Origin of the sequence: Streptococcus bovismuti (genome assembly GCF_042436615.2) — a bacterium.
Taxonomy (GTDB): Bacteria; Bacillota; Bacilli; order Lactobacillales; family Streptococcaceae; genus Streptococcus.
This window is the reverse complement of record NZ_JBHMFR020000007.1, coordinates 344-25,106: the sequence shown is the minus strand read 5'-3', so window position 1 is coordinate 25,106 and position 24,763 is coordinate 344. Positions and strand designations below refer to the sequence as shown.

At 37.3% G+C, this 24,763-nt stretch carries 35 protein-coding genes; 27 read left to right on the top strand and 8 right to left on the bottom strand.

The features are described 5' to 3' along the window. Positions 1-111 precede the first annotated feature (111 nt). The 10 genes from pyrG (at position 112) to ACERDH_RS07615 (ending at position 8,506) form a co-directional block, all read left to right on the top strand. Entirely contained in the window at positions 112-1,719 is a 1,608-nt protein-coding gene (gene pyrG, locus ACERDH_RS07660) for a CTP synthase (RefSeq protein ID WP_386685678.1), read from the top strand. A gap of 119 nt (positions 1,720-1,838) precedes the next feature. Beyond that, a complete protein-coding gene (locus ACERDH_RS07655; RefSeq protein WP_386685675.1) occupies positions 1,839-2,915 on the top strand; it encodes an N-acetylmuramoyl-L-alanine amidase family protein in 1,077 nt (358 codons plus the stop codon). Positions 2,916-3,005: 90 nt separating this feature from the next. Continuing rightward, the gene (locus tag ACERDH_RS07650) at positions 3,006-3,305 is read left to right on the top strand and encodes a DUF4651 domain-containing protein (protein WP_001013971.1); all 300 of its coding nucleotides are present in this window, start codon (positions 3,006-3,008) and stop codon (positions 3,303-3,305) included. After that, the gene (locus tag ACERDH_RS07645) at positions 3,302-3,619 is read left to right on the top strand and encodes a thioredoxin family protein (RefSeq protein ID WP_173268111.1); all 318 of its coding nucleotides are present in this window, start codon (positions 3,302-3,304) and stop codon (positions 3,617-3,619) included. Before ACERDH_RS07650 ends, ACERDH_RS07645 begins: the two co-directional genes overlap by 4 nt. A 15-nt stretch (positions 3,620-3,634) precedes the next feature. Further along, a complete protein-coding gene (gene ytpR / locus ACERDH_RS07640) occupies positions 3,635-4,261 on the top strand; it encodes a YtpR family tRNA-binding protein (RefSeq protein ID WP_386685670.1) in 627 nt (208 codons plus the stop codon). Positions 4,262-4,302: 41 nt separating this feature from the next. Continuing rightward, on the top strand, positions 4,303-5,064 hold the full coding sequence (locus ACERDH_RS07635) for an SDR family NAD(P)-dependent oxidoreductase (RefSeq protein ID WP_371483742.1): 762 nt from the start codon (positions 4,303-4,305) through the stop codon (positions 5,062-5,064). Positions 5,065-5,141: 77 nt separating this feature from the next. Beyond that, positions 5,142-5,537: a single-stranded DNA-binding protein gene (locus tag ACERDH_RS07630; RefSeq protein ID WP_261120671.1), complete on the top strand. Its 396-nt coding sequence runs from the start codon at positions 5,142-5,144 to the stop codon at positions 5,535-5,537. A gap of 155 nt (positions 5,538-5,692) precedes the next feature. Beyond that, positions 5,693-5,977 carry a co-chaperone GroES gene (gene groES / locus ACERDH_RS07625; protein WP_000917323.1) on the top strand — a complete coding sequence of 95 codons (285 nt, stop codon included), beginning with the start codon at positions 5,693-5,695 and terminating at the stop codon, positions 5,975-5,977. Positions 5,978-5,992: 15 nt separating this feature from the next. Further along, the gene (groL, locus tag ACERDH_RS07620) at positions 5,993-7,615 is read left to right on the top strand and encodes a chaperonin GroEL (protein WP_020902493.1); all 1,623 of its coding nucleotides are present in this window, start codon (positions 5,993-5,995) and stop codon (positions 7,613-7,615) included. A 123-nt stretch (positions 7,616-7,738) separates the two neighbouring features. After that, positions 7,739-8,506 (top strand): epoxyqueuosine reductase QueH, encoded by a 768-nt coding sequence (locus tag ACERDH_RS07615; RefSeq protein ID WP_261120672.1) that lies wholly within the window; start codon positions 7,739-7,741, stop codon positions 8,504-8,506. A gap of 70 nt (positions 8,507-8,576) precedes the next feature. Here the strand turns inward: ACERDH_RS07615 and ntdP are convergent, their stop codons facing one another. The 8 genes from ntdP to ACERDH_RS07575 form a co-directional block, all read right to left on the bottom strand. Further along, complete coding sequence (gene ntdP, locus ACERDH_RS07610) at positions 8,577-9,110, bottom strand: nucleoside tri-diphosphate phosphatase (RefSeq protein WP_000775316.1); 534 nt, start codon at positions 9,108-9,110, stop codon at positions 8,577-8,579. 88 nt (positions 9,111-9,198) lie between these two features. After that, positions 9,199-9,975 carry a recombination regulator RecX gene (gene recX, locus ACERDH_RS07605; protein WP_386685664.1) on the bottom strand — a complete coding sequence of 259 codons (777 nt, stop codon included), beginning with the start codon at positions 9,973-9,975 and terminating at the stop codon, positions 9,199-9,201. A gap of 111 nt (positions 9,976-10,086) precedes the next feature. Further along, positions 10,087-11,253: a tyrosine-type recombinase/integrase gene (locus ACERDH_RS07600; protein WP_386685662.1), complete on the bottom strand. Its 1,167-nt coding sequence runs from the start codon at positions 11,251-11,253 to the stop codon at positions 10,087-10,089. Between the two features lie 156 nt (positions 11,254-11,409). Beyond that, the gene (locus ACERDH_RS07595; protein WP_386685660.1) at positions 11,410-11,934 is read right to left on the bottom strand and encodes a hypothetical protein; all 525 of its coding nucleotides are present in this window, start codon (positions 11,932-11,934) and stop codon (positions 11,410-11,412) included. Next, positions 11,924-12,268 (bottom strand): STAS-like domain-containing protein, encoded by a 345-nt coding sequence (locus ACERDH_RS07590; protein WP_386685658.1) that lies wholly within the window; start codon positions 12,266-12,268, stop codon positions 11,924-11,926. The genes ACERDH_RS07595 and ACERDH_RS07590 overlap by 11 nt, the downstream gene beginning before the upstream one ends. A 10-nt stretch (positions 12,269-12,278) precedes the next feature. Continuing rightward, the gene (locus tag ACERDH_RS07585) at positions 12,279-13,202 is read right to left on the bottom strand and encodes an ATP-binding protein (RefSeq protein WP_386685657.1); all 924 of its coding nucleotides are present in this window, start codon (positions 13,200-13,202) and stop codon (positions 12,279-12,281) included. 334 nt (positions 13,203-13,536) lie between these two features. Further along, a complete protein-coding gene (locus tag ACERDH_RS07580) occupies positions 13,537-14,076 on the bottom strand; it encodes a hypothetical protein (protein ID WP_084931959.1) in 540 nt (179 codons plus the stop codon). Between the two features lie 133 nt (positions 14,077-14,209). Continuing rightward, complete coding sequence (locus ACERDH_RS07575) at positions 14,210-14,848, bottom strand: helix-turn-helix domain-containing protein (RefSeq protein ID WP_084931960.1); 639 nt, start codon at positions 14,846-14,848, stop codon at positions 14,210-14,212. 177 nt (positions 14,849-15,025) lie between these two features. On the opposite strand from ACERDH_RS07575, the gene ACERDH_RS07570 reads away from it, so the two are divergent. From ACERDH_RS07570 to rlmD, 17 genes are all read left to right on the top strand, one after another. Beyond that, entirely contained in the window at positions 15,026-15,214 is a 189-nt protein-coding gene (locus tag ACERDH_RS07570) for a DNA-binding protein (protein WP_061438568.1), read from the top strand. A 238-nt stretch (positions 15,215-15,452) separates the two neighbouring features. After that, a complete protein-coding gene (locus tag ACERDH_RS07565; protein ID WP_084931962.1) occupies positions 15,453-16,058 on the top strand; it encodes a Rha family transcriptional regulator in 606 nt (201 codons plus the stop codon). Positions 16,059-16,069: 11 nt separating this feature from the next. Next, positions 16,070-16,330 (top strand): hypothetical protein, encoded by a 261-nt coding sequence (locus tag ACERDH_RS07560; protein WP_386685653.1) that lies wholly within the window; start codon positions 16,070-16,072, stop codon positions 16,328-16,330. 311 nt (positions 16,331-16,641) lie between these two features. After that, positions 16,642-17,094, top strand: coding sequence for a hypothetical protein (locus ACERDH_RS07555; protein WP_386686079.1), 453 nt, complete (start codon positions 16,642-16,644; stop codon positions 17,092-17,094). Beyond that, the gene (locus ACERDH_RS07550; RefSeq protein ID WP_386685652.1) at positions 17,091-17,270 is read left to right on the top strand and encodes a hypothetical protein; all 180 of its coding nucleotides are present in this window, start codon (positions 17,091-17,093) and stop codon (positions 17,268-17,270) included. Before ACERDH_RS07555 ends, ACERDH_RS07550 begins: the two co-directional genes overlap by 4 nt. A gap of 1 nt (position 17,271) precedes the next feature. Next, entirely contained in the window at positions 17,272-17,490 is a 219-nt protein-coding gene (locus ACERDH_RS07545; RefSeq protein ID WP_386685650.1) for a hypothetical protein, read from the top strand. Continuing rightward, positions 17,487-17,744, top strand: coding sequence for a hypothetical protein (locus tag ACERDH_RS07540; RefSeq protein WP_045612839.1), 258 nt, complete (start codon positions 17,487-17,489; stop codon positions 17,742-17,744). The genes ACERDH_RS07545 and ACERDH_RS07540 overlap by 4 nt, the downstream gene beginning before the upstream one ends. 46 nt (positions 17,745-17,790) lie before the next feature. Beyond that, a complete protein-coding gene (locus ACERDH_RS07535) occupies positions 17,791-18,072 on the top strand; it encodes a hypothetical protein (RefSeq protein ID WP_000492116.1) in 282 nt (93 codons plus the stop codon). Beyond that, positions 18,059-18,919, top strand: a complete 861-nt coding sequence (locus ACERDH_RS07530; RefSeq protein ID WP_386685647.1) for a conserved phage C-terminal domain-containing protein — start codon at positions 18,059-18,061, stop codon at positions 18,917-18,919. The genes ACERDH_RS07535 and ACERDH_RS07530 overlap by 14 nt, the downstream gene beginning before the upstream one ends. Positions 18,920-18,930: 11 nt before the next feature. Then, on the top strand, positions 18,931-19,776 hold the full coding sequence (locus ACERDH_RS07525; protein ID WP_386685645.1) for an ATP-binding protein: 846 nt from the start codon (positions 18,931-18,933) through the stop codon (positions 19,774-19,776). Positions 19,777-19,781: 5 nt separating this feature from the next. Continuing rightward, positions 19,782-19,937 carry a hypothetical protein gene (locus tag ACERDH_RS07520; RefSeq protein ID WP_000344069.1) on the top strand — a complete coding sequence of 52 codons (156 nt, stop codon included), beginning with the start codon at positions 19,782-19,784 and terminating at the stop codon, positions 19,935-19,937. Positions 19,938-20,025: 88 nt separating this feature from the next. Beyond that, complete coding sequence (locus ACERDH_RS07515) at positions 20,026-20,220, top strand: hypothetical protein (protein WP_386685642.1); 195 nt, start codon at positions 20,026-20,028, stop codon at positions 20,218-20,220. 69 nt (positions 20,221-20,289) lie between these two features. Further along, a complete protein-coding gene (locus tag ACERDH_RS07510) occupies positions 20,290-21,156 on the top strand; it encodes a phage major capsid protein (RefSeq protein WP_261127571.1) in 867 nt (288 codons plus the stop codon). Between the two features lie 10 nt (positions 21,157-21,166). After that, positions 21,167-21,718 carry a hypothetical protein gene (locus tag ACERDH_RS07505; RefSeq protein WP_386685641.1) on the top strand — a complete coding sequence of 184 codons (552 nt, stop codon included), beginning with the start codon at positions 21,167-21,169 and terminating at the stop codon, positions 21,716-21,718. A 362-nt stretch (positions 21,719-22,080) separates the two neighbouring features. Further along, positions 22,081-22,491: a DUF722 domain-containing protein gene (locus tag ACERDH_RS07500; RefSeq protein ID WP_386685639.1), complete on the top strand. Its 411-nt coding sequence runs from the start codon at positions 22,081-22,083 to the stop codon at positions 22,489-22,491. Positions 22,492-22,670: 179 nt separating this feature from the next. Then, positions 22,671-23,018: a transcriptional regulator gene (locus ACERDH_RS07495; RefSeq protein WP_415741916.1), complete on the top strand. Its 348-nt coding sequence runs from the start codon at positions 22,671-22,673 to the stop codon at positions 23,016-23,018. A 390-nt stretch (positions 23,019-23,408) separates the two neighbouring features. Further along, a partial coding sequence (gene rlmD, locus ACERDH_RS07490) for a 23S rRNA (uracil(1939)-C(5))-methyltransferase RlmD (protein ID WP_415741915.1) occupies positions 23,409-24,763 on the top strand: 1,355 nt, incomplete at its 3' end.

Genomic DNA, 24,763 nt, shown 5'->3' with positions numbered 1-24,763 from the left:
TTTTAGTTGTGAATCTGGTGCAGTCGTCCCAGATTATCTTATTAGTGGAGTCTTGTTTTCTATGTCCCCTCGTAGTCAACAAGGCCTTGAGCATTTTAGAAAGAGGAATCTATGTCAACGAAATATATTTTTGTAACTGGTGGTGTCGTATCGTCTATTGGGAAAGGGATTGTGGCAGCGAGTCTGGGTCGTCTCTTGAAAAATCGAGGTCTTAAAGTAACCATTCAAAAATTTGACCCTTATATCAATATCGATCCGGGAACCATGAGTCCTTACCAGCACGGAGAAGTTTTTGTGACAGATGATGGAGCTGAGACAGATTTGGACTTGGGTCACTATGAACGTTTCATTGATATCAATCTTAACAAATATTCCAACGTGACAACTGGTAAAATCTACAGTGAAGTTCTGCGTAAGGAACGTCGTGGAGAATACCTTGGGGCAACTGTTCAGGTTATTCCTCATATCACAGATGCTTTGAAAGAAAAAATCAAGCGTGCCGCTCTAACGACTGACTCTGATGTCATTATCACAGAGGTCGGTGGAACCGTTGGGGATATCGAGTCCTTGCCATTCCTAGAGGCCCTTCGTCAGATGAAGGCAGATGTGGGTGCGGATAATGTCATGTATATCCATACAACCTTGCTTCCTTACCTCAAGGCTGCTGGTGAAATGAAAACCAAACCAACCCAACACTCTGTCAAAGAATTGCGTGGATTGGGAATCCAGCCAAATATGTTGGTTATTCGTACAGAACAAGCAGCTGGTCAAGGAATTAAAAACAAACTGGCCCAGTTCTGTGATGTGGCACCAGAAGCCGTTATCGAATCGTTGGATGTTGAACATCTTTACCAAATTCCATTGAACTTGCAGGCACAAGGTATGGACCAAATTGTCTGTGACCATTTGAAATTAGACGCACCAGTAGCGGATATGACAGAATGGTCAGCCATGGTGGACAAGGTCATGAACCTCAAGAAACAAGTTAAGATTTCCCTTGTTGGTAAGTATGTGGAGTTGCAAGATGCCTACATCTCAGTGGTCGAAGCCTTGAAACACTCTGGTTATGCCAATGATGCAGAAGTTAAAATCAATTGGGTCAATGCCAATGATGTGACAGCAGAGAATGTAGCAGAACTCTTGTCTGATGCGGACGGGATCATCGTACCAGGTGGTTTTGGTCAACGTGGCACAGAAGGGAAAATCCAAGCCATCCGCTATGCACGTGAAAATGATGTTCCTATGTTGGGTGTCTGCTTGGGAATGCAGTTGACATGTATCGAGTTTGCTCGTCACGTTTTGGGACTTGAAGGTGCCAATTCTGCAGAGCTTGCACCAGAAACAAAATACCCTATCATTGATATCATGCGTGATCAGATTGATGTTGAGGATATGGGGGGAACCCTTCGCTTGGGACTTTATCCATCTAAGTTGAAACGTGGCTCTAAGGCAGCGGCTGCTTATCACAATCAAGAAGTGGTGCAACGCCGTCACCGTCACCGTTATGAGTTTAACAACGCCTTCCGTGAGCAGTTTGAGGCAGCAGGCTTTGTCTTTTCAGGAGTTTCTCCAGACAATCGTTTGGTCGAAATCGTGGAAATTCCTGAAAATAAATTCTTTGTAGCGTGTCAGTATCACCCTGAACTGTCAAGCCGTCCAAACCGCCCAGAAGAACTCTACACTGCCTTTGTCACTGCAGCCGTTGAGAACAGCAATTAGCTAGATTATAACCTTTGAGAAGAATCTCAGAGGTTTTTTGCTTGTATATTTAGGATATGAGTTGCAAAATAAAAACATAGTGATATAATTAACATAACAAAACCTAAGGAGGATCTACAATGAAAAAAATGACACTATTTGGTTTGTCTCTAGCAGGTCTAGCTTTACTGGCTTTTCCTCATTCGGGGCAGGCATTTGAGCTTAAAGAAGAATGGGTTGTTAAGTGTGGAGTACAGTATCAAGATGGCAAGATTCTTCGATTTAATAATGGTCATGAAGTAGATATCAAAGTCTTGGATTTGCCAAAAACCGAGAAAATCGAGTGGACGGTTAGTCTCAATGGTCAAGATCAGACTGTCAATTTCTTAGGTCAAGAAAAGGACAAGTCTATGATGGGTGTAGAGGGGCGTTACCTGAATTTCTATGTTCCATATGGCTATAGAGGAGATATCAAGGTAGAAGCCAAGAGCGGAAACGAAGTGAAGACCTGGTCAACGAAAGTTGTGGATAATATTCATGATGATAGTGGAAAGAGAGGTTACTATCGTATTGAAGAATCGAATGATCAATACACCTACCTCGATGCTAAATGGGATTATCAAACCAAGACTTACAATGCTACCTTACCAGAGACTGTCAATGGTCAAAAAGTCTTTGCTTGGGCGGACTATGACAATGGCGAGTTGAAACTTGAAAAACTAAAATCTATCAGTCATAAATATGATGATGGAGGATCTTTCAAAGAACTTTATCCGATTGTAAAAGCAGAAAGTTGGCTAAAATCAAACCAAAACTGGTACTATCAAAAACAAGGTCAATTAGTACAGAACGCTTGGGTTAAGGACAAGGGAACTTGGTACTTTATGAATGATAAAGGAGTCATGTTCAATCAAACTTGGCTCTATCAAGGTGGGAACTGGTATGCCTTTAGATCATCAGGAGCCATGATTGCTAGTGACTGGTTTTACGACCAAGGCCAGTGGTACTATTTATCAACTTCAGGAGCTATGAAAGCAAGCACTTGGATATATGACAAGGGAGAATGGTATTATGTAAGTTCTTCTGGTGCCATGTTAGCGAATGATTGGGTCAAAGATAATGGCAAGTGGTATTATCTGGCTTCATCAGGTAAGATGCTTCGCAATACCTACACACCAGATGGTTACTACGTTGGTAACTCAGGCGCCTGGCAATAAGTATAAGAAGTCCTTTTCCTTAAAGGAAGAGGCTTTTTACTTGCTTTTCTGCTGCTTCCTCATTTGTCCTAAAGCCTTTTTTGTGTTAAAATGAATGGTATGAAAGCTAAAAAAATGTGGATGGCAGGTCTGGCCCTGCTTGGTATTGGGAGCCTTGCCCTTGCTACGAAAAAAGTTGCAGATGACCGTAAGCTCATGAAGACTCAGGAAGAGTTGACAGCGATTGTGCGAGACCATTTTTCAGACATGGGGGAAATTGCGACCCTCTATGTTCAAGTCTATGAAAGCAGTCTAGAGAGCTTGGTTGGTGGCGTCATTTTTGAGGATGGCCGTCATTATACCTTTGTCTATGAAAATGAAGACCTAGTCTATGAGGAGGAAGTCTTATGATACAACCAACAAGTTTAGAAGAGTTAGCATCTTTAGTAGAAAAAGATGGCAAGAAGGTCTTTCTTTTTGTAGCAGACTGGTGTGGCGATTGTCGTTATATCTATCCTGCATTGCCAGAGATTGAGGAGACCAATCCAGAGTTCACCTTTATTCGCGTGGATCGAGACCAGTATATGGATTTGGCCAAACTCTGGGATGTATATGGAATTCCTAGCCTTGTTGTTCTAGAAAAAGACAAGGAAATTGGTCGTTTTGTTAATCGCGACCGTAAAAGCAAGCAACAAATTAACGACTTTTTAGCAGGACTGAAATAGGAGAAAATAGAAACAATGATTTTTACATATAACAAAGAACATGTCGGTGATGTCCTTATGGTCATCGTGAAAAATAGCGGAGATGCCAAACTGGATGTGGAGCGCAAAGGCAAGGTAGCTCGTGTTTTCCGCAAAGATAATGGGGAAACAGTGGCGTGGAATATTTTCGAAGTTTCAAGTTTGTTTGAAATTGCAGAGCGCGGTCAAGTCTTTTTGACAGATGAGCAAGTCGCTCGTTTGAACCAAGAATTACAAACGGAAGGTTTTACAGAAGAAATTTTCAATGACAAGGAACCTAAGTTTGTTGTTGGTGAAATTGTCGAGATGGTAGCTCATCCAGATAGTGACCACCTCAACATCTGCCAAGTTGCAGTCGCAAGTGACAAGACAGTACAAATTGTTGCAGGTGCTCCAAATGCGCGTGTCGGTCTGAAAACCATTGTCGCTCTTCCAGGTGCCATGATGCCAAAAGGTAACCTCATTTTTCCAGGCGAGCTTCGAGGTGAAAAGAGTTTTGGCATGATGTGTAGCCCTCGTGAATTGCACCTCCCAAATGCTCCGCAAAAACGCGGTGTTATTGAGTTATCAGAAGACCAAGTTGTCGGAACACCATTTGATCCAGCTAAGCACTGGACTGCCTAAGAAGTTGTTAGTATCTGATAGACCAGCTAGAAGGAAATAAGATGGCAAAAAATGTAGTGATTACAGGAGCGACATCAGGAATCGGTGAAGCGATTGCGCGTGCTTATCTGGAGCAGGGTGAGAATGTTGTTCTAACCGGACGACGGACAGACAGACTAGAAGCCCTCAAGTCGGAGTTTTCAGTAGCCTTTCCAAATCAAACAATTTGGACCTTTCCACTGGATGTGACGGATATGGACATGGTAAAGACGGTCTGCTCCGATATTCTAGAAACGATAGGGAAGATTGATATCTTGGTCAACAACGCCGGGCTGGCTCTAGGTTTAGCACCTTATCAGGACTATGAAGAGATGGATATGTTGACTATGCTGGATACCAATGTTAAGGGTTTGATGGCAGTCACTCGCTGTTTCTTGCCAGCAATGGTAAAAGCCAATCAAGGGCATATTATTAATATGGGCTCAACTGCAGGAATTTACGCCTATGCTGGTGCTGCTGTTTATTCAGCTACCAAGGCAGCGGTTAAGACCTTTTCAGACGGTCTGCGAATTGATACCATCGCAACGGATATCAAGGTGACGACCATTCAACCGGGGATTGTCGAAACAGATTTTTCTATGGTACGTTTTCATGGTGATAAAGAGCGTGCTGCAACGGTCTATCAGGGAATTGAAGCCTTGCAAGCTCAGGATATTGCCAACACAGTAGTTTATGTGACCAGTCAACCTCGTCGTGTGCAGATTACAGATATGACTATTATGGCAAATCAACAGGCGACAGGTTTCATGGTTCATAAAAAGTAAAAAATTTCCTCGAAAAGTTACAAATTTTTGTAACTTTTTTTGATTTCCTACGAATAGATAAGTAGGAGGAATAAAATATGTATAATAAAGTTATCATGATTGGGCGTTTAACGTCTACACCAGAATTGCACAAAACCAACAATGACAAGTCGGTAGCGCGAGCAACTATCGCTGTGAACCGTCGTTACAAAGATCAAAACGGTGAACGTGAAGCTGATTTTGTCAATATGGTCCTATGGGGCAGACTAGCAGAAACTTTGGCAAGCTACGCAACCAAAGGTAGTCTCATTTCTGTTGATGGGGAATTGCGTACCCGTCGTTTTGAGAAAAATGGTCAAATGAATTATGTGACCGAAGTCCTCGTCACAGGATTCCAACTCTTGGAAAGTCGTGCCCAACGTGCCATGCGTGAAAATAATGTAGGCCAAGATTTGGCGGACTTGGTCTTGGAAGAGGAAGAATTGCCATTTTAAGTATTGAAAAGTCTGAGTTGGTCTCAGGCTTTTTATCTTGAAAAAGTCAGACTTTTTTCTTGACTATTTTTGACCAAGTGATACAATAGAACTATGAATTAGCACTCGAATATAAAGAGTGCTAATGATATCTATCTCATTATGGAGGAAAGCAGATGTTGAAACCATTAGGGGACCGTGTGGTCTTAAAAATCGAAGAAAAAGAACAAACTGTTGGAGGCTTTGTCCTTGCAGGCTCAGCCCAAGAAAAAACAAAAACAGCTCAAGTTGTGGCTACTGGACAAGGTGTTCGTACCTTGAACGGTGACTTGGTTGCTCCAAGTGTTAAGGCTGGAGACCGTGTCTTAGTTGAAGCCCACGCAGGTCTTGATGTCAAAGATGGTGATGAAAAGTATATCATCGTAGGCGAAGCTAACATTTTGGCTATCATTGAAGAATAGAAGGAGAAAGTAAGTATGTCAAAAGAAATTAAATTTTCATCAGATGCTCGTTCAGCTATGGTCCGTGGTGTCGATATCCTTGCAGACACTGTTAAAGTAACCTTGGGACCAAAAGGCCGCAATGTTGTTCTTGAAAAATCATTCGGTTCACCACTCATCACCAATGACGGTGTAACTATTGCCAAAGAAATCGAATTGGAAGACCATTTTGAAAATATGGGTGCCAAATTGGTATCAGAAGTAGCTTCAAAAACCAATGATATCGCAGGTGACGGGACTACGACTGCAACAGTCTTGACCCAAGCTATCGTCCGTGAAGGAATCAAAAACGTCACAGCAGGTGCAAATCCAATCGGTATTCGTCGTGGGATTGAAACAGCAGTTGCCGCAGCAGTTGAAGCTTTGAAAAACAACGCCATCCCTGTTGCCAATAAAGAAGCCATTGCTCAGGTTGCTGCCGTATCTTCTCGTTCTGAAAAAGTCGGTGAGTACATTTCTGAAGCCATGGAAAAAGTTGGCAAAGACGGAGTCATCACTATCGAAGAGTCACGTGGTATGGAAACAGAACTTGAAGTTGTGGAAGGAATGCAGTTTGACCGTGGTTACCTTTCACAGTACATGGTAACAGATAGCGAAAAAATGGTAGCTGATCTTGAAAATCCATACATTTTGATTACTGATAAGAAGATTTCCAATATCCAAGAAATCTTGCCGCTCCTAGAAAGCATTCTCCAAAGCAATCGTCCGCTCTTGATTATTGCGGATGATGTGGATGGCGAAGCTCTTCCAACTCTTGTTTTGAACAAGATTCGTGGAACCTTCAACGTGGTGGCAGTCAAGGCGCCTGGATTTGGTGACCGTCGTAAAGCTATGCTAGAAGACATTGCAATCTTGACAGGCGGAACAGTTATCACAGAAGACCTAGGTCTTGAGTTGAAAGATGCGACAATTGAAGCTCTTGGTCAAGCAGCGAGAGTAACCGTGGACAAAGATAGCACTGTTATCGTAGAAGGTGCTGGAAATCCTGAAGCCATTTCTCACCGTGTTGCAGTTATCAAGTCTCAAATCGAAACTACAACTTCTGAGTTTGACCGTGAAAAATTGCAAGAACGCTTGGCCAAATTGTCAGGTGGTGTAGCGGTTATTAAGGTCGGAGCCGCAACTGAAACTGAGTTGAAAGAAATGAAACTTCGCATCGAAGATGCTCTTAACGCTACTCGTGCAGCCGTTGAAGAAGGAATCGTTGCAGGTGGTGGAACAGCTCTTGTAAATGTTATCCCAGCTGTGGCTGATTTGGAATTGACAGGAGATGAAGCGACAGGGCGCAATATTGTTCTCCGTGCCTTGGAAGAACCTGTTCGTCAAATCGCCCACAATGCAGGATTTGAAGGATCTATCGTTATCGATCGTTTGAAAAATGCTGAAGTTGGTACAGGATTCAACGCAGCAACTGGTGAGTGGGTCAATATGATTGATCAAGGGATTATCGATCCAGTTAAGGTTAGTCGTTCAGCCCTACAAAATGCAGCATCTGTAGCCAGCTTGATTTTGACTACAGAAGCAGTCGTAGCCAATAAACCAGAACCAGTAGCTCCAGCTCCAGCAATGGATCCAAGCATGATGGGCGGTATGATGTAAGCTTTCTATAGAAAACACAAAAGGAGGGAATGCCTATTCCTCCTTTTTATGATGTTCATTTCTAAATTGATTTGAGCTCTCCTAACTTATATGATAAAATAAGACTAGAAAAAGGAGAAAAACATGATCGATGTAGAAGAGATTCTGAGCAAGATGAACCCCAATCAGAAGATTAATTATGACCGTGTCATGCAGAAGATGGTCCAAGTATGGGAGAAAAATGAGCAACGGCCAACCATTCTCATGCATGTTTGCTGTGCCCCTTGCAGTACCTATACCCTAGAATATTTGACTAAGTATGCAGATGTGACCATCTATTTTGCCAATTCCAATATTCATCCCAAGGCAGAATACCATAAGCGTGCCTATGTTACCAAGAAATTTGTCAGTGATTTTAATGAGCGGACAGGAAATACGGTCCAGTATCTAGAAGCTCCCTATGAACCCAATGAATACCGTAAGTTAGTCAGAGGACTGGAAGAAGAACCAGAAGGTGGCGACCGTTGCAAGGTTTGCTTTGACTACCGACTGGATAAGACAGCGCAAGTGGCTATGGATTTGGGCTTTGACTACTTTGGTTCAGCCTTGACCATCAGTCCTCATAAGAATTCTCAAACCATCAACAGCATCGGAATCGATGTGCAAAAAATTTACACAACCCACTATCTTCCAAGTGATTTCAAGAAAAATCAGGGTTACAAACGTTCAGTAGAGATGTGTGAAGAGTATGACATCTACCGTCAATGTTATTGTGGATGCGTCTATGCAGCCCAAGCACAGAATATTGACCTGGTTCAAGTTAAGAAGGACGCCACAGCGTTCATGCTTGATAAGAATGTTGAAAAAGACTATTCCCACATCAAATTTACTGTTACGAAATTAGATATATAAAGACCAACCCAGCTGAAAAGTTGGGTTTTTCAAATGAAAAAACTAGGGCTTTCACCCTAGTTTGACAACTTTACCGATTCTTTAGTTCTACATAGCGCTTGTACCAAATGTTTACATAGGCTTCTGAGAAAGGACCTCGTCCATTGTTAATCCAATCAACAAGAATTTTGACATGTTCTTTTAAAATATAGTCCAAATCATCAGAATAATTCATTTTGCGTTTGTGACGCTCATACTCCTCAACGTCCAAGAGACGTTTTTCCCCATCTGTAAAAATTTTAACATCCAAATCGTAATCAATATACTTCAGTGCTTCTTCATCCAGATAGTAGGGACTAGCCATATTGCAATAGTAGGAAATTCCATTATCACGGATCATGGCAATGATATTAAACCAATATTTCTTGTGAAAGTAAACAATAGCCGGTTCTCGAGTAACCCAACGACGACCATCACTTTCGGTAACAAGTGTATGATCGTTGACACCAATAATGGCGTTTTCTGTTGTTTTTAGTACCATGGTGTCCCGCCAAGTTCGGTGGAGACTCCCGTCATGCTTATAACTTTGAATTGTAATAAAGTCGCCTTCTTTTGGAAGCTTCATAACTAACCAACTTTCTACAATTTATAAGTTTATCGTTTACTATTGTACCATAAAATTACATAAAATCTGTGAATTTTATATGAAAATATTAAAGATATTCTCTGAGAGCGCTTGCTATATCCGAAAAATCGTAGCCCTTTCGTGCTAAAACTTGGGTTAAACGCTGTTTAAGTTCGTATCCTTCATATTTTCGTGCATACTTGGCATATTGCTTATCAAGTTCCTTGAAGATGAGTTCCTGAGTCGTTTCTTGGTCAACTTGACTATCCAACTCGTCAAAGGCACTTTTAGCATCAGAGTAAGAGAAGCCCTTGTTGGTCAGATTTTGAATAATCTTATCTTGCAAGGCACGAGCAGGAAGTTTTCCTTCATATTTTTTCAACAGTTTATTAGCTACACGTTGAGCAACTTCCGAAAAATCAAATTCTTTCAAGCTCTCTTCTATAGTAGATTTTGAAATCCCTTTTTGTGCTAGTTTCTGAGTCAGTACATAAGGCCCCTTGTCTCCTGAAAGTTGATTGGCATTGATGATAGCATAAGCGTACTGGCCATCATTAATCCACCTATCTTCTTTAAGATTAGCAATGACTTGAGAAATGATGTTTTCATCAATATCGTATTTTTTCAGATATCCTCTTACTTCTTTTTCAGTGCGTGCTTTAAAGGATAGGTGGTAGAGGGCCAGATTCTTACCATAAGAAAATTGAGCAAAGTCCTGTATCTCTTTCAATTCATCTTCGCTTATCACCTTATCTCTTGATAACATAAAACGAACAATCGTATCTTCAGTAATATAGCATTTGTTGCCATTATCAAGCTCCATCAGATAGAGTCTTTTTTTCTTTTCAAGTTTTGTGATTTTCATAGTTCTATTATAACTCAAAATGTGAGAAAAAGCTGACCCCCCTTGATATAGCCGTTTTTTGTCTCTTAATGATGAATTTTAAGAACTTTTTAAGAACTTTTTAAGAACTTTTTAGGAACTTTGTAAATTCTCAATGGCTTTTTCATAAAAGGAAGTCGCTTTTTTCTTATTGTCTTTGGATAGGTGGCTATAGATGTCCATAGTCATTGAAATTTTAGAATGACCTAGCCGTGTTTGGATTTCTTTGTAAGGAAGTCCTGCATTGAGCAATAGACTAGCGTGGGTGTGTCGGAAAGCGTGGAAACTCAAACGAGGACATCCAGCCAGTTTTAAATGCTTTTCTAGTCTAAATCGGAGCGCTCCAGCTTCTCTATAATTGTCAAAGGTATCAGAGAACACTTTTTCAAAAGTTACCCCTATTTCCCTACCTATTTGGGATTGTCTTGCTTTATAGAGCCGAAGCATGAGTACCGTTTTGGTATCAAGTGCTATTTCTCTAATACTACTTTTACTTTTAGGGCTAGTGATTTCCTTGAGGGTGTTTAAAGTCTTGGTAACTGAAATGCTACCGTTTTGTAAGTCAATATCAGACCATTTCAATGCTAGACACTCACGAATACGCAAACCAGTCGCTAGAAGTGTCTTATATAACACCGTATCAGAGAAATTTTTGTAAGTGTTTGGCAACTGATCCAGATAATCTAAGAATTTTTTCAAATTGTCGTCATCCAGATATTTCAGTTTTTGCCCTTCTTTGGGTTTGCGCCGTGGGACGATGATATCACTAGCTGGATTTGAAGCAATGACTTGCAAGGAAACGGCATAGGATAATATGCGTTTATTTAAGGCATGGAGTTGGTTATATTGCTGATAACCTTTTCCTAGTTGATTGTAATCTATTGCCCACTGGTTTACCTGGTGCTGAATGATTGGGGGTGTCAGTTTATCCAGTTTGTAGTCTCCAAAGGCTGGTAGGAGATACTTTTTTATATTGTTTTTTGCGCCTATAAGAGTGCTATGTTTGACTGTATGGCAATAATTTTCTAGCCAGAGGTTCGTCAATTCCTGATAGGTGGTAACATTAACGGTTTTTGTGACTGTTGAGCCGTTTTTTTCAAATTCTACCTTGGATTGGATAGCCTTGCTTTTGAGTCTGTTCTTGGTTCTGTCTGAAATGGTTGTCTTGACTTTCTTACCTGTTACGGTATCAATACCAAGATAAACGCTGGAACGGTAAACTACTGATCCATCTTTCTTTTTGTATTCTGTAATCTTCATGGTTTTACTCCTTTTCCATCAGCAGGCAAGCAATTAGAAAAGGTTTTGAGTTTATACCATGGCGAGGAGGCACGAGAAGCCCCTAGTTTTCGATTTTAAGCAGTCAGACGGTAAATTGTACCAGAATAGAAAACAAGGCAAATATGGGGGACTTTTTTAATAGTGTAACCAGATAATATCTTCAGGATGATTACCAAAATCTTTGTCGTGACTAACGATTTTAATTTTCCCTTTTGTCATCTTAGTATAGAGAAGGTCGTTGTAGTCTTTCATTTGGTAAAAGTCGTTCAAGCTATGGCGGATATGCCAAAGTTTAATTGGTAAAATCTTACTATACTTTAAAAGATCATATTTTACGCTGTCGCAAGCTATTTGATAATTGCTTAAGTAATCTGCAGTTTGTTGATAATCACGTTTAAACTTAAATCTATTCTTAGTTAATCCATTAGCTCTTACATACTTTTCATAAGCTGTTCTACAAATAACATTGATATACTCTGAAATGATTTGTGAGTTTATAAAGAGTTTGCAATTTTTAATCTGGGCTTCGTCTAAGAAATTTTGATAACCAAAGTCGTTAGTAGAAAAAGGTGAGAAAAGGTATATCCAAACATTTGTATCAACTATAAAACTTTCACCTGGATTTAAGGTATAAGTGTTCAAATCTTTTTCAATAGCCATCCTGCATTACCTCGTCCTGCAGATCAGCTAATTCTTGTCTTTTTTCTTTGCTATTAGTTAGAACGAGACCAATTTTTTGCAAATGAGAATTACTGACTGATGATTTTTTTATCTTTACTAATTTTGTTAGTTGGTCTGTTGGTTTTAAGTCATAAAGCTGGCCAATTGCGAGATTTAGAAAAGCTGTGGTCAATGTTTCAATCCCTGTGAAATCTAGTGTTACCGGTTCATTTTTTTCAATGTATTCTTTAATTTTCTGGAAAACAATTTCTCCAGTGTCGGATAGGATAGCTGATTTATTATTAATAATTTCGGCGATATATAGTGTTTTCATATTTACTCCTTTATAAAAACCATTCGTCTAGTAATTCTGATAAGTCTATTGTATCAGAAAGAGAAGTTGTTTGGCAATCATCAAGAAAAAGAGTAATGATTGCAAGTGTTCCAGATACGTTAAACGGGAACTCTAAAAAAGTAGTATAGCCTGTCTTATCGATGTGATAATATCCGTTATTTGATACTATTTTAATTTCGCCTTTTCCATTGAGTTTTTTCTTAAGCAGGTATAGCCCCACTCCGCTATCATAATTCTCTTTCGTAGACGTTCCTTTATCAAAAGCCCACTCAAAGTAATCTACTGAGTCAGGAAAAGAATGTCCTTTATTTTTGATATTTTCTATCATTCCAATACCATTGTCAGATATAGCAAAAGATATGGTCCCCTTTTTACTATCACTAGGTTTGCGAGGGTAGTGTTGACCACACATATAGAGTACGTCTGAATGAGAATGGTCTCGAACGTTATGGATGATTTCTAACAAGGCTTCTTTTATCTCGCTTAAAAAATCCTCAGAGGTTTTAGTCCGAATCTGCCTTAATAACTCATCATCTATATATTCGTCAATTACGTCAATATTATATATAAATTCTCTAAAAAACGGTATAGTGGTATTGTAGGTATCGTCTAGTTCGTATTCTAAGCCAAAATGTTTTAAAAATCCATTTTTTAAAAGGATTTCCTTGGATTTTAAGGAGAGATTATCTAATAGGGCATATACTTTTGCTCCTCTAGCAGTAACTTCGCTAAAAACCATTCCTAAAAAAACAGTCATTTCAGCATTTATCCAACGGATGTTTTCAAAATTAAAAACGACACTATCTTTTTCTTCTAGAACTGGAAGAATATTCTCTATTTGTTGATAGAGTTCAAGTAGAATAGGATATTCGTTATTAAGAGTCCGTGGTAAAAAAATTTCATATTTTGCCATTTTCACACTCCTACAATATTCTTAAAATCTTTCTAGATTATATCTTTACCTCAGGCCAAAAAAGGGAAGTAACAACTAAGCTACTTCCCTGGAGCGCTGAGGCTCAAAGTTTAAAAAATATGAGGGTAAACCTCTAAGTAACTTAATTATAGATTAAATTTTAATAGCTCGATTTAACTTTTTAATTATTGACAAAATAGCGTTTTTGTCAATAATTATTTTGCCGTTTTTTGTGCTTTAGTCAGTAAAATCGGCTTTCTATTCTTCAATTTCCCCTGTTTTTGCACAATAGACCTTAGAAATAGGGGTTCTATTGGCGAATATGGGGGAGTTTTTAATTTACGATGATTTCGCCAACAGGGATAAAATCTTTTTGTTTTGAAGATTTTGCGATTAAGTCGTATTGATCAGCAGATTTTTCATACCCAAGGGAAAGAGTAGTATTGTCGTCTGGTAATTTTTTAGCAAACTCAGATATAGACATCCGAAATACAGTAATTGCATTTTGCTGATTAGTTGTAGCAGAATTTGAATTGATTGCGTCCATAGTCTCTTTTGCGCTATCTTTAGCCGTTCCAGTTAGCAAAATCATGATTGTATCATGCGGTTCGGATGAATCTGAATCGATTACGTTATTTTGAATTTTAACGCTTATTGCTCCAGTTGATTCAGGATCTAGTTTTGATTTGATTTCAGAAATTAGATTATCGTATTTACTGTTATCTACTTTGGCTTTTGTGTTTGTTGAAGTAGTGTTTTTTTGCTCCGTTTTTGGTTGCTCTGAGCTATCTTTAGTAGTTGATTGATTGTTAGAGCAAGCTACTAGAACGGTAGCAGAAAGTAAAATAGCTGATGTGCTTAGTAATTTTTTCATAAGTAGCCTCCTATATGCTGATGTTTTTCTGATAAAAGATTTAGTGGGATATTCCATCTTTTTTACAATAGACCTATGGGATAGAGTAGCTATTGGCGGATATGGAGCTTATATAGTGATTATAGATTTTATATTAGTCATCATAATCTTTATGAAGAACAGGATTATCAGCTAATGAGGAAATTATTGTACTAATAGCTTCCCTTTCTTTATTGTCTAGTGTTAAAAAATCAATAATAGTAATTTTAGTCTTATCAGGAAAGGTCATTAGACCCGCAAGAAATCTTCCAATATTTGAATCAGCATAGTCTTGCATTCCTTTTAACATAAGATCTTTTTTTTCTTGATTCCAATTTTTAAATTCTTCTTTAGCAAATCTTCTATGTCCATAATAGTCTGTGATTTCTCTAAGGTTTTCTATTACGGTATCCCTTACTTTTTCACCACGAGTTAGCGCCAACAAACCATATCCTGCGAAATCTACTGGGGATTCCATGTTATCACTATATTTCTCTAGAGTAGAGGTTAGGTAGGTTGTTCTTCTTTCGTCTTCCCCTAAAAGATATCCAACATTTACCCCGAAATATTCTGCAAGTAGTAGAGCAGGTTTTGATTTGATTTCATTATTTGGATTTTCCCAATTTTGATAAGTTCGTAAAGTAATATCCAAACCTAGTTCTTTTTTTATAATATCTTCGTAAAATTCTTTTTGGGAGAATCCTTTTTCTATTCTAAGTTTTTTTAGATTATTTTTAGGTGTTTGTTTTTCCATTAGTTATCCTCTTATACGTTTATCTAAAGTATAACATAGTAGAGAGAAAAAATAAAATCATAGACGAAAAAAATTTCATTTATCGCTTGACAACGAAAATAAATTCGTTTATAATTCAAAGTGTGATGAAAAAACTTTCGTCTAAATCAAGATTTTTTAGAAAGGAGTGAGTCGATAATGTTATTAACAATAGAACATGCAAAAAAAGTTCGTCGAAAACGAGGGGAGCTTCAGCTTGGAAAAGTTCAGTTAGCCAAGAAACTAAAAATTACACCTCCTACTCTAGCAAAAATTGAAGCTGGCAACTACGATGCACCTAAGCGCATTTACGAAAGTGTGATAGAGTGGCTTTTAGAAGATTATTAGAAAGGAGCGAACTAATCGCAATAATACTCTACATTTACAGATTTCTCATGTGGTGCTTTACTACTGGGGATTGATAAACGGATCTAACTAAATATTCGTTAGTGTAATTTGCTTGCTACCTATAGCAGTATCAAGGGTTTGTAGGGGTTCATATTCTCCGATTTTACCCTACTTTAATGCTTTACCTTGGTACTGTTTTAGGTGGCAAGCACTGACAAAAGAAGAAAGGAGCGAACCAATGGAACTGGTTTACATGGACGGCAAGAAAGAGCCGTATACTACGAGCGAGATTATCGCTGAATGTGCTGAAGTACAGCATCATACTATTACACGCTTAGTCAGAGACAATAAAGCTGATTTTGAAGCGTTGGGAATACTTGGATTTAAAATCCATAAATTAGATAAGAGAGGGCAACCGAAAAAAATCTATCTTCTGAATGAGCAACAGGCAACCTTGCTGATCACTTATCTAAAGAATACCGAACCAGTACGGCAATTCAAAATGAACCTAGTCAAAGCATTCTTTGAAATGCGTGATGAACTTTCTAAACGCTATCTTCAAAGGGAACTGGAAAAGCCAAAGCGCAAGACCTTAACCGAAGCTATCAAATCATGGGAGAAAGCGCCCAAGCATGCCTATAGTACACTTACAAACTTACTGCTAAAGGGAGCGACTGGGAAAAACAAGTCCCAACTCATGCAAGAGCGAGAAAGTGGAAACGGTATTGACAGTTTAACAAGTGATGAACTGACAAACTACCAACGTTTGGAAGATATGGCAATAGCCATGATTAACTTGAATAGGGGGTATTCAGAAATTAAGGAATTAATTTTTAAAGTATAGGAGTATAGAAAATGGAAAATGAATTTAAGACAGTTACAAATGCCAAAGGGTTAGAAATTCCTAAGTATTCCAAGGATTTTAAAAAGCTAGTTGAGAAAGACAGACAACTAGCCGAATATCTTTGTATGAACTACGAGAACTTGGACAGTGAAGACCTGGGCGCATTTCTTGAAATGGTGAAGCAGGGATTCAGCTGGATTCTGGATCTTATCGATAGTAAAGATTTGATTTATAAACCACAGACAGGTAGTAATCATGCAAAAAGAAAATAAAAAAATCACTTGCTCAAATTTTAGACGAGGCGAGCAAGCGACAAGATTAAGGATATAGAAATTTTTTCTATGCTTTGATTATAGCAAAAAATATCTATTCTATCAAATATCTAAAGAAAAACCGAAGAGCAGGCAAGCAATTAGAAAAGGTTTTGAAATCAAGCGCTGACGGGGTGATTCTAAGACCTTGTTTAGTTGAAAGATGGGTAATTACCCACGAAACACCGCTACAAGCGTTCGCCAACTTGGGGCAATCGCCCAGCGTTTGGAGTGGTGAAACAATCCAATATAGGAAAAAGGGAAAACAGACTATGACAGAAACAACATACGATATTATCGCTAAAAGCTTGGATAGAATTAGTATGGAATTACACCAAGCAGACGAAAACAATGATTTTTTAAGAATAGGACTCTTATCAGGACAATTAAAAGCTATCAAAGAAGATTTACACCGCTTACTTTGGATTGAACTTCCTGAATTGAATGACAGCCATAAAATCAAAGCGATCTCTAAAAGAACTACGGGAATCTTTTTCAACCCTGGTATTTTTGAATTGGATGCTATGCGACAAGCATTCTTTAAACGCCAAGCCAAGCATTTTTTTGACAATGCAACAGAGCAACAGGCGTATATAGAATATGCTGAAAAGGAGTATTTAGAGGCTACTATAACCTTGAAGGGTATTCTTTTTAACTCTAAAAATGGGACCCGACAAGTAAATAAAGATTGTCTTGTAGAAAAATTTGAAGAGGCAATGCAATGACACAATCAGAATTTTACAATCGAATGACTAAAATCAAGGATAAACATCCGAACCTCTTTCAGTTCATCATTGACTTTTTAGATGATAAAGTAACTCCAGAAGAGGTGTACGACTTTCTGAAGATGGAGCACAGCTATCAAGTGAATTATATCAAGAATTACCAAGCGAGGGCATAGCATGAATGAACTAGATTTAAGCAATACACAGGCGGTAATCTTCATGGTGGTATTGATTGGCTTGCTGATTTATTTAAACCACCGAGACCGCGAAAAAAGCGCCAAAATAGAGCGAGAAAACCAACAGACGATAGAAACAACACCTAGCGAGGATTTAAACCCTGATTATGGGCGATATATCCAGCTTGCAGGTGTTAATAAACAAGGAGATATCAAATGACTTATAGAGTACATTTATATACTAAAGAGAAATTAGATGAGCAAGGCTTAACAATAGAGGCTTTTATAGTTAAGCGTATAGAGAACATAGAAAATCTATCAGCAATTTTCGGAGTATTAGATAATCAACTTTCGGATACAAACTTAAGACATAAAGTTTGTAAAACTATTGAGATGATTTTAAATGATCAGGAAGATATGTTATTTAGGGCATTAAGTGACCAAATAACCTTCCGAACCCATAAACCAGCCTAGAAAATGAGGAATAGAATGAATTTAACACTGAAAGGGGTGGAAGGATATGTTTAGTTTGAGTAAAGAAAGCGAACACGATTTAACCAATAGAATAAGCACAGTAGTAGAAAACTATCTAGCAGTCCGAGAAAGACCTAAACCACGACTAACTGGTTTAATATCAGCACAAGAAGCTATGGACGAGTTAGATATAAAATACAAAACCTTGCAAAAGTGGGAAGGTGCAGGACTAAGACGCTACCAACCACCACTAGAAGATACTAGAAAAGTCTATTACAAAGTTACGGATATTTTGAAGTTCCTGGGGGTAGATGATGGCAAAGACTAAAATATATTTTTGGTTAAAAGTTGATAAGAAATTTTTTGATAATCTTTTTATTAAACGACTTAAAAATATGCCTGGTGGCTACACTATGACAGTGATTTATATCCGTCTTATGTTGGAAAGTTTAGAAGATGATTGTATTTTGTACTATGAAGGATATTTTGATAGTTTGGTACAGGAATTAGCTTTAAAACTAGATGTTTCTGAAGATGATATAAATATGACAGTTGCATATTTTACAAAATGCGGACTAATTCAGATCGATGATGATGGCCATGCTACATTATCGCAAGCAAAAGCCATGGTTGAGAGTGAAACAAACTGGGCGAAATATAAGCGAGACCAAAGAAAAAATAGTCAAGATATACCAAAATTGGAGAATGTCCAAAGTAAAGAGACTTTTTCCAACTCATGTCCAACAGAGATAGAGAAAGAGAATAGAGTTAATAGTAAGAGTAATAATTTATATTTAGATAATATATTGTCGGGAAATCCCGACTTCACTTTTCCTACTTGGCTTGAAGAAACAGCTATAAAAGATTTAGAGAAAACAAAATATAAAGAACTTTGGATTCCTATTGTTTATCTGAATCAAGTAGCTAATAAGAGGTATAAGTTTGTTGATAAGACAAAAAGGCTTTTACTAGCACGATTCAAAGAAGGCTATACACTTGAAGATTTTAAACAGGTGATAGATATTAAAACGGCAGAATGGAAGGATAGTCCTGAATTTTCTAAATATCTGAGACCTGAAACACTTTTCGGGTCTAAGTTTGATGGTTATTTGAATCAAAAGCCCAAAACAATAAAAGGGAAGTCTGAAGATAACTTCCCAGACCTACCATTTTAGGAGTTGCAAAGATGAAGGAACAATTTAAAGAGTTCAATAACAAAAAAATATCAGATAAAGTTTGTGATATTCATCAGGTAAATTACTGGGAGATTTCTATACCTGTAGTAGGGAGTTCAGAAAGGAAAATACAACCATTTTGCCCGGAGTGTGTGAAGGGGGAGATTAAACAAAAAGAGGAAGACCTATTACAGAGGTTTGTTGCTAGACAAACATATTTTAAAACTTATGATGTATTAATGCGTGATAGTACAATTCCTAAAGAGTTAAAGGGAGCGACATTTGATAATTTCTTTGTTAAGACTACAGAGGAAGGTCAGATGTTAGAGTTTGTAAAAGGGCAAGCCCAGAAGTACCTTGCAGGTATGACGGGAAATACTTTAATTAGCGGTAGCACAGGAATAGGAAAAAGTCATTTATCGCTTGCCCTGGCCAAAGAAATCAATGAGAGTTTCAGAGAGAAGAACGATCCTAAGAGTGTCTTATTTGTCAGCTTAACCGAGATTATCAAGCAGATAAAAGAAGGTTGGGCTTATGGAAGAAATGCCAACTTAACAGAGTATGAGGCGGTTAAAAAGCTTGTTGATGTTGATTTCCTAATCATCGATGACCTAGGGGCAAAAAATGGGACAGTAACACCTAAGAGCGATTGGGAACAGGATTTCTTGTTTGATATTATCAACAATCGAGAAACTACGATTTTCAACACGAACCTAGATAGCAGTGAATTGCGAACGGTCTACAATGCTAGAAATTCAAGTAGAATTTTGAAAGGTTTAGAAGGGAACACTTTTAAGGCTTTCACAATCAAAGATAAGCGATACACGATTAACACAGTGAGAGGAGAGAAAGGTTAATAGATATGGATGAAATGAAATTTTCAACAGAAAAAGGCTTTATTGTCTACGAAAAATGTGGTATAATAGAGATAGAAAAAGTTCCAAGATTTGGAGAGATAACTTTAGTCTACTCAGATGGGAAATTTACTCATCTAGTCAAAAAAGAAACTAAAAAATAAGTCTATTGAGAACAACTCAGGGGCATACCGTAAGCATATGATGCTAGTGGTATGTCCCTTTTTGTTTGAGAAGAAGGAGGTGAAGAAGATGACGGTAGATACTTCATTAGGGTATGTGGTAGCTAGTAAGTTTTCTATTGATCCAGAAAAAAGACAGAAAATATTTTCAAAATGTAAAAATGAAGATAGCAGTTTAGAAAGTGGGAACCATGAAATACTAGAAAAATATGCTGACAAAAATAAAGAATCAACAGCTAGAAAAAATGATTTTAAAAGCTCGTAGAGTTCTAAAAGAAAAGCTAAGAGCTAAGAACTTTAGAAAAAATTATAAACAACGAGGAGCAATAAAGAGATAAAGGAGTATAAAATGGCTAAAAAATTTAGTTTGGTAGAAAAGTATGTAAGAAGTAGAGGAATGAGTAGTGATGATGAAAAATCAAAAACAGGTTTAATATTATCACAAGATATAACAAGTATCTATGACGTTCCTGAAGAAGGGAAAGAATTAGTGGATCTTGTTAATGTGATTGAGTATACGGGTACTGGTGGAACATATGAAACTGTAGGTTTTGACGATGAACATCTATCAGAACTTGAATCAGAAGATTTTAGAGATAGTAAAAGTGTAGAACTTAGAAAAAAACAGATTAGAACCAAGTTTGAACACAAGACATTTTCAGGACGTATTGCCTTATCGTCTGAACAAGTTGATGATGGAGAATATAATATATCAGACTTCTTAAGTAACAAAATTACCCGTCTTTGTCGTAAAACTCGTAATATTGAAATTGGAAAAATTCTAAAAGAAGCACCTGAAAAAAATGTTTCTAATTTTGACGAATTGAAAGACACTATAAACGATTTGAATCCTGAACGGCATAATACTCTTGTATTAAGTCAGTCACTATTTAAGTTTTTAGATAAGGAGAAATCTAGCGATGGAAATTATATTTTAAAAATTAACAAGAAGGAACGATACTCAGAAAACTTATACGTTGATGATGTTATTGTTGTATCTGATGAAGTGCTAGGAATAAAAGGCGATAAAGTTGCTTTCGTTGGGGATTTGTATAATTTCGCTACTTTATTTGAAAGAAATAAAAATAGCTTACGTTGGGTAAGTGAATCCGTTATTTATGGAATGAGTTTAATGCTGTATACTCGTTTCGTTGTGAAGAAAATTGAAACGGATTGCGCTTTCTTTATAAAATGGAATTAGGAGATAGGGGATGGATATTAGAGAAGTATTATCAACATTAGAAAATCTTGCTGATAAAAAAGATAAGATTGCAAAAGCAAGAACAAAGTTGGAAGAAAAAAGAAAAACAATTACTGGAGAGAAGAAGGTTTCATTTGATAATATTGATTCTTTTTTTGAGGATAATGCTACTTCCTTAGAACAAATTGCTAAAATGAGTGAATCAATCGATCTTTTAGAGAAAGAGTATGATACTAATTTCTGGGAGGCAAAGGCAGCGATATTTGAATATATCTTTAAAGAGACTAAACGAAGAGCTGAAGAAAAGAAAATCTATAAACGTTACCAGAAGAAACTTAGAATAATTTTAGATGCCTACGATGAAATTCAATCACTAAAGAAAGATGTAGAAGAAATACATAAAGAAGTAGTTGGAGAAATAACTCAGGAGCATTCTCTTGCAGTATATCGGACAGAAGTAAATCCAACAAGTATTCTTCCGTTCTTAAATCCTGATATCAGTGGGCATATGAATTTTTCTAAGGAATATCGTGAGATTAAAGAGTATTTAGGTAAAGAGTAATTCATCAGAAACAAGGCTGATTTGAATATCAAGAAATTGATAGTTATATCAAAAGTGGCCTTGTTTTTAATTTCAGTAAATTAGTTTCACAAAATGAAGAAAGCATAAACTAAAATAGAGTATAGGCTTAGAAGCCATGTATATCAGTAAGTTACAGAATGGAGTGAGTTTCACAGAATGTAAGATAAGAGAAACTGGGGAATAAATTATAGGGATACTTCTTTAAATTGTCATATTGAAGAGTTGTCAAACTTACAACAATGATACCTGGTAAGTGGAGTGTTGAAAGGCTTTTAAGTTTTTGTCAGTTTGACAGAATGCAAGATAAGAAAATTTTAAAATTGAAGTGGAGGTACTTGACTATGTATGAACTGAGTAACAGAGACCTGGACGGGATAGATATTGAGTTAGGGCGATATAGAACGATTGCTAATAAAATTTACTTGAGAAGACAAGAGTTGATACATAACAATAAACATGGGAATGAAACGTATATTAGATCTCAGGGCAAGAAAGCTTCAAGTCCTACTGAAGATACTATAATTAGAATTGAAGAAGATTTAACCTTAAGATATCTGGAAGGTTTTAAATTAATTGTAGATACCTTGATGGAAAATCTGATTGATACTGATCTAGTCATCTTTAAAATGAGATTTTTAGAAGCTGGTGTGACTTGGGAAGACGTGGCAGAGAAACTAAATAAAACTACTCGTTATATAAATAGTCGAAGAAAAGTAATTGCTAAAAGATTTATAGAACTGAAAGGATATTGACTCCCCCCACGTTGAAAAAATTTTTTTGAATACTTTGGGAACCGGTGAAGGGAACTTTTTCCAAGTCGGAGGCCTCTAAACAAAAAGGGGATAAAAACCTACCAATTTATCAGAAAAAGATTAGTTTTGAAAAAGGAAGAAATTAAGTTTTTACCCTTGTACTTTAAAGTAGAAAGCGGATGACTTACTTTCTGAGATTCCAGAGGATGGCAGGAAGTGAAAACCAAGTTTCAATAGATGAAGAGGCTTGGAAACTTGTCCTACCTGATCAGTGGAATTTGACTAGTAAGCATGAAAAGGCAATCAGAGAGAGTCTAGAAACATTTGTCCATGATATCAATAAGATAGAGAACAAGCGAGCCAGAAAATACTTTATTATCCATTATTGTTACATGAGGAAGAAAACAGTAAGTGAATGTTTAGAAATTGCTGGGACAAAATCCACTAATTATCATAGATACAAACAGATAGCTGTCTTAAACTTTGCTAGAATTCACCAGAACGGAGAACTAGAAGCATATAAGTAGCCATCAGCTGAATAACTGGAGTCTAGGACGCCCCATTTTAGGGCTTCATCATATAGAACTCCATGAATGAACTAGAAACCCTTAGAAATGAATATAGGGGCTTTTAGATTTCTGAATATATAGGTTGGTGATATATGGTATAATGGTGATAGGTAATAAAAAAAGCACGTTTGACCGTGCTAGTTTCTTGCCTGCTGAACTCATCATATAGTATAGTGGCTCCTTTATGGGGCTTTTTTGTGAACATTTTTAGGAACTTTTAAAGAATTTAAAGAAAATATAAGGAAATATGATTTTAAAGAAAATCAGGAATATCAAGGCCTTTACTTACTAATGAAATATAAAAATCAAGCGGTAGCGGAATAACTCAAAATGTGATAAGATAGGGGTATGAATCTGAAAGTGAAACAAAAAATACCATTAAAAATCAAGCGCATGGGAATTAATGGTGAGGGAATCGGCTTTTACCAAAAAACATTAGTCTTTGTACCTGGAGCTTTAAAAGGAGAAGATATCTATTGTCAGATTACTTCTATTAAACGCAACTTTGTTGAAGCAAAATTACTAAAGGTCAACAAGAAGTCTAAATTTCGAGTTGTGCCAGCTTGTACTATTTACAATGAATGTGGAGGCTGCCAAATCATGCACCTGCATTATGATAAACAGCTGGAGTTCAAGACGGACTTACTTCATCAAGCGCTGAAAAAATTTGCCCCTGAAGGATATGAAAACTATGAAATTCGTCCAACTATTGGAATGCAGGAACCCAAGTACTATCGTGCTAAGTTACAATTTCAGACTCGAAAATTTAAAAATCAGGTTAAGGCTGGCTTATATGCACAAAACTCTCATTACTTAGTAGAGTTGAAAGACTGCCTTGTACAAGACAAGGAAACTCAAGTGATTGCTAATCGTCTAGCAGAATTACTTACTTATCACCAGATTCCAATCACAGATGAGAGAAAAAACCTAGGTGTTAGAACTATAATGGTTCGACGATCAAGAAAGACTGGACAGGTTCAGATTATTATAGTTACAAACCGTCAGCTTAATTTAACACTACTGGTAAAAGATTTAGTTAAAGATTTTCCAGAAGTTGTGACAGTAGCGGTGAATACAAATACAGCTAAAACCAGTGAGATTTATGGTGAAAAAACAGAGATTATCTGGGGACAAGAGAGCATTCAAGAAGGTGTACTCGATTATGAATTTTCACTATCTCCTCGCGCTTTCTATCAACTAAATCCTGAACAAACAGAAGTCCTCTATAGTGAGGCAGTAAAAGCGCTGGATGTTAATAAAGAAGACCATTTGATAGATGCTTACTGTGGAGTTGGAACGATTGGATTTGCCTTTGCAAAGAAAGTTAAAACACTCAGAGGCATGGATATTATTCCAGAAGCCATTGAAGATGCTAAGCGAAATGCTAAAAGAATGGGATTTGACAACACACATTATGAAGCTGGAACGGCAGAAGAGATTATTCCTCGCTGGTATAAGGAAGGCTACCGAGCAGATGCTCTGATTGTGGATCCACCACGCACAGGTCTGGATGATAAGTTATTAGATACTATTCTTACCTATGTACCAGAAAAAATGGTCTATATTTCTTGCAATGTTTCGACCTTGGCTCGTGATTTAGTACGTTTAGTAGAAGTCTATGATCTCCATTATATTCAGTCGGTCGATATGTTTCCACACACCGCTCGAACTGAAGCAGTGGTAAAATTAATTAAAAAAGTTTC